This window comes from Halobacillus sp. BBL2006 (assembly GCF_000786645.1).
In the GTDB taxonomy this organism is placed as follows: Bacteria; Bacillota; Bacilli; order Bacillales; family Halobacillaceae; genus Halobacillus.
Map to the genome: position 1 here is coordinate 1 of NZ_JRNX01000783.1, position 5,989 is coordinate 5,989.

General features: G+C 41.3%; 8 protein-coding genes. 6 read left to right on the top strand and 2 right to left on the bottom strand.

Annotated features, from left to right (window positions below):
* From LD39_RS23275 to LD39_RS19640, 4 genes are all read left to right on the top strand, one after another.
* Positions 1–596: SCO7613 C-terminal domain-containing membrane protein (locus LD39_RS23275; protein WP_035552323.1), on the top strand; the 596-nt coding region annotated here is incomplete at its 5' end.
* A 124-nt stretch (positions 597–720) separates the two neighbouring features.
* A complete protein-coding gene (locus LD39_RS19630) occupies positions 721–1,641 on the top strand; it encodes an ABC transporter ATP-binding protein (RefSeq protein WP_035552326.1) in 921 nt (306 codons plus the stop codon).
* A complete protein-coding gene (locus LD39_RS19635) occupies positions 1,634–2,596 on the top strand; it encodes an ABC transporter permease (RefSeq protein WP_035552328.1) in 963 nt (320 codons plus the stop codon). The genes LD39_RS19630 and LD39_RS19635 overlap by 8 nt, the downstream gene beginning before the upstream one ends.
* 18 nt (positions 2,597–2,614) lie before the next feature.
* Positions 2,615–3,064 (top strand): DUF4064 domain-containing protein, encoded by a 450-nt coding sequence (locus LD39_RS19640; RefSeq protein WP_035552331.1) that lies wholly within the window; start codon positions 2,615–2,617, stop codon positions 3,062–3,064.
* A 190-nt stretch (positions 3,065–3,254) separates the two neighbouring features.
* Here the strand turns inward: LD39_RS19640 and LD39_RS23280 are convergent, their stop codons facing one another.
* Entirely contained in the window at positions 3,255–3,428 is a 174-nt protein-coding gene (locus LD39_RS23280) for a hypothetical protein (RefSeq protein ID WP_197061467.1), read from the bottom strand.
* A gap of 116 nt (positions 3,429–3,544) precedes the next feature.
* Between LD39_RS23280 and LD39_RS19645 the strand changes: the two genes are divergently transcribed.
* Positions 3,545–4,447, top strand: coding sequence for a formate/nitrite transporter family protein (locus tag LD39_RS19645; protein ID WP_035552334.1), 903 nt, complete (start codon positions 3,545–3,547; stop codon positions 4,445–4,447).
* Between the two features lie 67 nt (positions 4,448–4,514).
* Positions 4,515–5,198, top strand: coding sequence for a Type 1 glutamine amidotransferase-like domain-containing protein (locus tag LD39_RS19650; RefSeq protein ID WP_035552337.1), 684 nt, complete (start codon positions 4,515–4,517; stop codon positions 5,196–5,198).
* A gap of 55 nt (positions 5,199–5,253) precedes the next feature.
* Here LD39_RS19650 and LD39_RS19655 read toward each other — a convergent pair whose 3' ends face one another.
* Entirely contained in the window at positions 5,254–5,724 is a 471-nt protein-coding gene (locus tag LD39_RS19655) for a DinB family protein (RefSeq protein ID WP_035552340.1), read from the bottom strand.
* Positions 5,725–5,989: the final 265 nt, after the last annotated feature.

Sequence of the window (5,989 nt, forward strand, 5' to 3'; positions counted from 1 at the left end):
TGGCGGGGGGATGGTTCTTCATCAACGCGAACAAGTGGACGCACCCTATCGTTGAAAGGATTTTTTATACAGCAGGGTTGATCAGCATCTATGCGGCTTATTTGCTCGTACTGTTTGATTACAGTGAATGGGTTCCAGACTTGATCGAAGCTGAGCTTCAAGTCCTTCCGCTTCTCAGTGTAATGTTCGTTTTGAGAAAACGAACATGGAAAGAGTTTTCCTCAATCTTGAATCATGTGCAATTTGTTGTCGTCCTGTTCATAGCCGCTTACCTTGTCGTGGATGCAATCCAAAGTCATACGATTTGGGATGCGTGGATAATTGGAGGGTTATCCCTCATCTCTATGATTTTTGGCATGCAGTTCCGTATCAAATCTTACTTTTTCGTCGGTATGGGTGTACTGATTTTCAATGTTCTTTATCAGACAAGGCCATACTGGGGAAATGTTCCATGGTGGGTTTACTTGTTGGTAGCGGGTCTGTTGCTGATCGGAATTGCCAGCTATAACGAATGGCAAAAACAAAGATCCAATTCAGATAAGCCTTTAGAAAGTAAGCTGAAACGACTGTGGCTATCTTTTAAAAATTGGAATTAAATCAACCTTGTAAGGAGCCTGTTTTCCGACAGGCTCCTACATTTTTTTTGCTCATTTGAAAAAAATAGTGAAACGAGAAGTCGTTTCACACGTAGAATAAGTGGATTGGAAGGAGGAAGATCTTTTGACTGAACCAGTGATGCAATTAAAAAATTTGCGAAAGACGATTGGAAGTAAGCCAATTATTAAAGGATTGAATTTTGACATCTACAGTGGGGAAGTGTTTGGTTTTCTAGGCCCGAATGGGGCAGGTAAGACAACGACGATTCGAATGATGGTAGGATTAATGGATATGACTGAAGGGGATGTCATCATTCAAGGCCATAGTGTAAAAAAGGATTTTAAGCAGGCTATCCAGCACGTGGGGGGCATTGTAGAGAATCCGGAGATGTATCCTTTTATGAGCGGGTGGAAAAACTTACGACACTACGCAAGGATGGTTCCTGGGATTACAAATGAACGCATGGAAGAAGTTGTACGCTTAGTGGGCTTGGAAAAGCGGATGAAAGATAAAGTAGGAAAGTACTCTTTAGGGATGAGACAGCGCCTAGGCATTGCCCAGGCTTTACTACATAATCCATCCATTCTGATCTTGGACGAACCGACGAATGGATTGGATCCCTCTGGAATCAGGGAAATCCGCTCTTATATTAGACGGTTAGCTGCAGAAGAGGGAGTAGCCGTCATCGTTTCCAGTCACATTTTATCTGAGATGGAGATGATGTGTGATCGTATTGGAATTATAAAAAACGGCGAACTCGTGTCCATCCAGCCGGTAAAAGAGGCGCTGCAGCAGTCTGAAAAGAAAGAAGTCTCGCTTGAAGCCTCTCCGCTTAATGAGGCAGAAACAGTTCTTAAAGCATTTCTCGAAGGACCTGTTAAGATCGATCAGGATATGTTGAATTTTACGATCAAGCGGGAGGACATCCCTCATCTCGTTCAGAGACTTGTAAAAGCTAATGTGGATATCTATAGCTTAAACGTCAAACGCTCCACATTAGAGGATAAATTCTTAGATTTGATAGGAGAGGGTTCCATTGAGTAATTTTATTCAGTTAGTCAGAAATGAACAAATGAAACTTTACTCACAAATAGCTACGTGGATTATGTTCATCATTCTAGGGGTACTGATTATTGGATTTGGAATCTTTATGAAAGTAGATGCGTCTTTCCTCGGTGGAAATGTTCCGACAGGAGATAATTGGAAGCAGGAGCTTCAAGAGCAGAACCAGCAGCTGCAAGATCCCGAATTTGCTCAGTCTGGTGAACAAATTCAATACCCATCTCTTATGGATGTTGAAATGAATGAATACCGTATTGAAAATAACATCAAACCTACAGAATATGATGTGTGGGATTTTTTGAAAGATAACCGGACGAACGTTTCGATCATCAGCTTGTTTACCATCATTGTCGCAGCTGGAGCGATTGCGAATGAATTCAAGTGGGGAACAATCAAACTTTTATTGATCCGCCCGATTTCCAGGACGAAGATTTTACTTTCTAAATATGTATCGGTCCTTGTTTTTGCCGTAACGATGCTTATTTTCCTATATGTATTATCTTTCATTGTAGGTTCTGTACTGTTTGGGATCGATAGCTTAAATCAGACGTACCTGTTTAGACAAGACGGAAATATTCAGGAAACGCAAATTTTCGGCCATACGATCTCACAATACTTGCTCAGCTCAGTTAACTTGCTAATGATGGCTACTTTTGCTTTCATGATCTCAGCTGTGTTCCGAAATAGTTCCTTAGCGATTGGAGTTGCGATTTTCTTAATGATGGCTGGGAACTCGATTGTCTTATTCCTTGCCGAAAAAGATTGGGCAAAGTACATTTTGTTCGCGAACACGGACTTAAATCAATTCTTTGAAGGAACCCCTATCTTTTCAGATATTACGTTAGGGTTTTCAATCACTATTCTCGTTGTGTATTATCTTATATTCTTAGCCTTGTCCTGGATTTTCTTTTCGAAAAGGGATGTGGCGAGTGCTTAAATTAAAGGAGGAGTATGAATGAAACGAACAGCAGAAATTATTTTTACAGTCATCGGCATTCTTTTGTATGCAATTCCTGTCGTGCTTGGCGGAATGTTACTAAATGTGAAGGATGACCCGCAGTTCAGAGCTGAAATTGAAAAAGGCATCCAATCTGCCCCTAATGCAGATCAGGTTGGTAACATCAACATGGATCAGATGATTGATTTCTTAGGGACATTCACGATAGTCATCCTTGTAGCTGCTATTCTGGCCATTGCCTTAGGGATTCTCTCCATTGTTTTTCTAAAAGGAAATAAAAAGCCAAAAGCAGCCGGCATCATTTTGATCATTACAGCCATTGTCATGACTTTCGGTACAGTAGGACTTGGATTATTTGCAGGAGTAGCCTACTTGATCGCGGGAATTATAGCCCTTGTACGTAAATCTAAAAAACCAATAGAAGAAACGAGTGGAATGGAAAGTTAAGTATCATCGAATAAGGAATGGGACCCCTACTTGCAGAGTTGTTTTTAGAAGAAATGAGGCAAGGCGATGAGAGAAAGAAGGTCATCTAAGAATTCAAGTAAAAAAGCGCTGGTATGGACCCAGCGCTTTTTTACTTGGAGTTGTCAATCCAATCTAAAGTGTTTCTTCTGAAAAAAGCATTTTAACCCGATCAGTCTAAAATACGGTTCATTTCATCAACATCAGCGACTTCCCTGTCGTACACAGAACCATCTTGACTCATCCATCCACTTCCGCCGCAAATTTTACACGTATATTTCCATTCCTCATCATCCATAAGCAATCCTTCACCGCCACAAGCTAAACATACTTTGTCTCTAGGCATAATGATTCTCCTTTGGAAACTTATTACCCTTACTTTGCTCCGATCGGCTACAGTTATTCGAGGAAAGATTATTTTTCTTTTAATGGGGGAATAAGAAAGGCATTGGAGGGATGAAAATGAATGGAAATGAAGAATCTATAAAAAGTGAGAATAACGAAAATGAACAATCGGATCAGAACAAACAAAGGGTGGATCGGCCCGGACGACAATTTTACATCCCTTCCCAAATCGTCGATGAATTCGGTGAAAAAGGACGCGATCACTTAGCGAAACCTTTAAGAGCGCAGTTTTTATTGGCGCTAACAGCAGGTTCGTTCATGACTTTTGGAGCGATCTTTTCTATATTATTAGCTTCTGGAGTGGAAACGAAAGGAATTTATCATCTGCTGTCTGGACTTGGATTTGCGGCGGGATATGCGATGGTCTTCATCTCAGGATCTGTGCTGTTTACTGAAATCAATGTGCTGCTGCCGTCATATTTGTTTAATAAGGCTGGCCTAATGAAAGTGAACATTTATAAATTCTGGGCTTCTGCGTATGTAGGAAATATTATTGGTGCGTTTATAGTTGCCGTGTTTATTCAATTGTCAGGGTCACTATCCGGAACCTTTTATACAGAACTATCGATGTACTTGGACCACAAAATGAAATTTTTGGACCATGGTGTCAAAGGATGGTTTGAAGTATTAATTTCTGGTGTCCTGGCGAACTGGCTGATTGGGATGGCCGCTTTCTTAACGACAGCTGCCCGGGATATTACCGGGAAATTTTTAGGTACGATGCTTCCGGTTATCCTGTTTGTAGCCGGGAACTTCCAGCATAGTGCTGCCAATATGGGCTATTTCAGTATGGGTTTTTTAGCATCCGATCAATACACGTGGTATGAATACATTTTCTTAAATCTTGTTCCAGCAAGTATAGGGAACTTGATCGGTGGAGGTATATTGGTTTCTCTTCTTTTTTCTTACGCGTATAAAGATGACATTCAAACCTCACTGGGCAAAAGCTCAAAAAAATAAACTCACATTGCCTCAGTTCTTCCCCATCATTGAAGGGTTGAGGCTATGAATTTACAGGAGGGATCTTATGAAACAAATTATTGCGATGGGCGGTGGAGGGTTTTCTATGGAACCTGATAATCCTGTATTAGATCAATACATATTGAATCAAGTCGCCACGAAAGATCCTAAAATTTGTTTCATCCCTACGGCGAGTGGTGATTCGGATGTGTACATTGAACGCTTTTATAATTATTTTGATAAACAACCATGTACACCAGACCACCTTAGTTTATTTAAGCCGAAGACTAGAGATTTAAAAGCGTTTGTATTTGCGCAAGATATTCTATATGTCGGGGGAGGGTCGACCAAAAATATGCTGGCTCTCTGGAACGAATGGGGGCTTGTAGATATTATCCGGGAAGCGTTGGAAAAAGGTGTGCTTTTAGCTGGAATCAGCGCAGGGGCGATCTGTTGGTTTGAGGAGGGCTTAACGGATTCGTATGGCGATGAACTTGAACCGCTCCGATGTTTAGGTTTCCTCTCTGGAAGCTGTTGTCCACACTATGACGGTGAAGAAAATAGGCGCCCAAGTTACCTCCATAACATAGAATCAGGCAATATGCAGGCTGGTTATGCCCTTGATGATGGAGCCGCATTGCATTTTATCGACGGGGAAATACACAAGGTCATCACCTCTCGACCTCACGCGAAAGCTTACTATGTACAAGTCAAAAACAAATTAATCAAAGAAAGTGAACTGAATATATAAAAAAACACCGCCTCAGGTTATCCTTTATAGATGACCTGAGGTGTGATGGATAAAACTATTCGAACAGTAAGATTTCTGGATCTTTGTTATAGCTGTGAACGAGCATAGCATGCAGTTGCCCGCGGTGATGGTACATGTGGGAGACGATTTGGAGCAGCCATTCAAACCTCGTATAGGTAACCCCCCACCAGGATGTCGTTTCGGTAAACAGCTGTTCCTCGGAATAATTTTCGTATTGCGTTTTTAAAATGGCAAAATGGTTAAACAGATTTTGCAGAATATCTTCTTTCGTTCCCGCCTGGAGTGACTCATAGAAGTCACTCATTTCCTGCTCAGATGATTCTTCTATGATTCGTCCATCTGCGGCAGGGATGATCGCGATGTGCTCAAGCAATTCACCGATAGAGTATTTTCCTTTTGTTGGGCGGAGAGCGAGATCTTCCTCCTCTAGCTGACCAACGATTTCAGATATGGATGCAATGACTATTTCTAATTGGTGGAAGGCACTTTGGCAATACATATTCATAGGATCTACCTCATTTTTTATAAAAAGTTGTATGGCTACACTACTTCTCCAGCTATTCCTTAAAATCCTTTCTAAGAAAATATTCTATAGTAAAGACTCAAAATACTGCTGCTAATTTCTCTTGTTCCATTAAAGCTCCCTATTCCAGAAGACTCAGTTTCGAGATATCTGGGTCCGTTACTGTATTAGGACTCGGGTTGGCTGGGAAACGACTCGTCCAGCTGCAACCCCCAGACACTCGCGTCATAAGCAGAAAATCAACGGA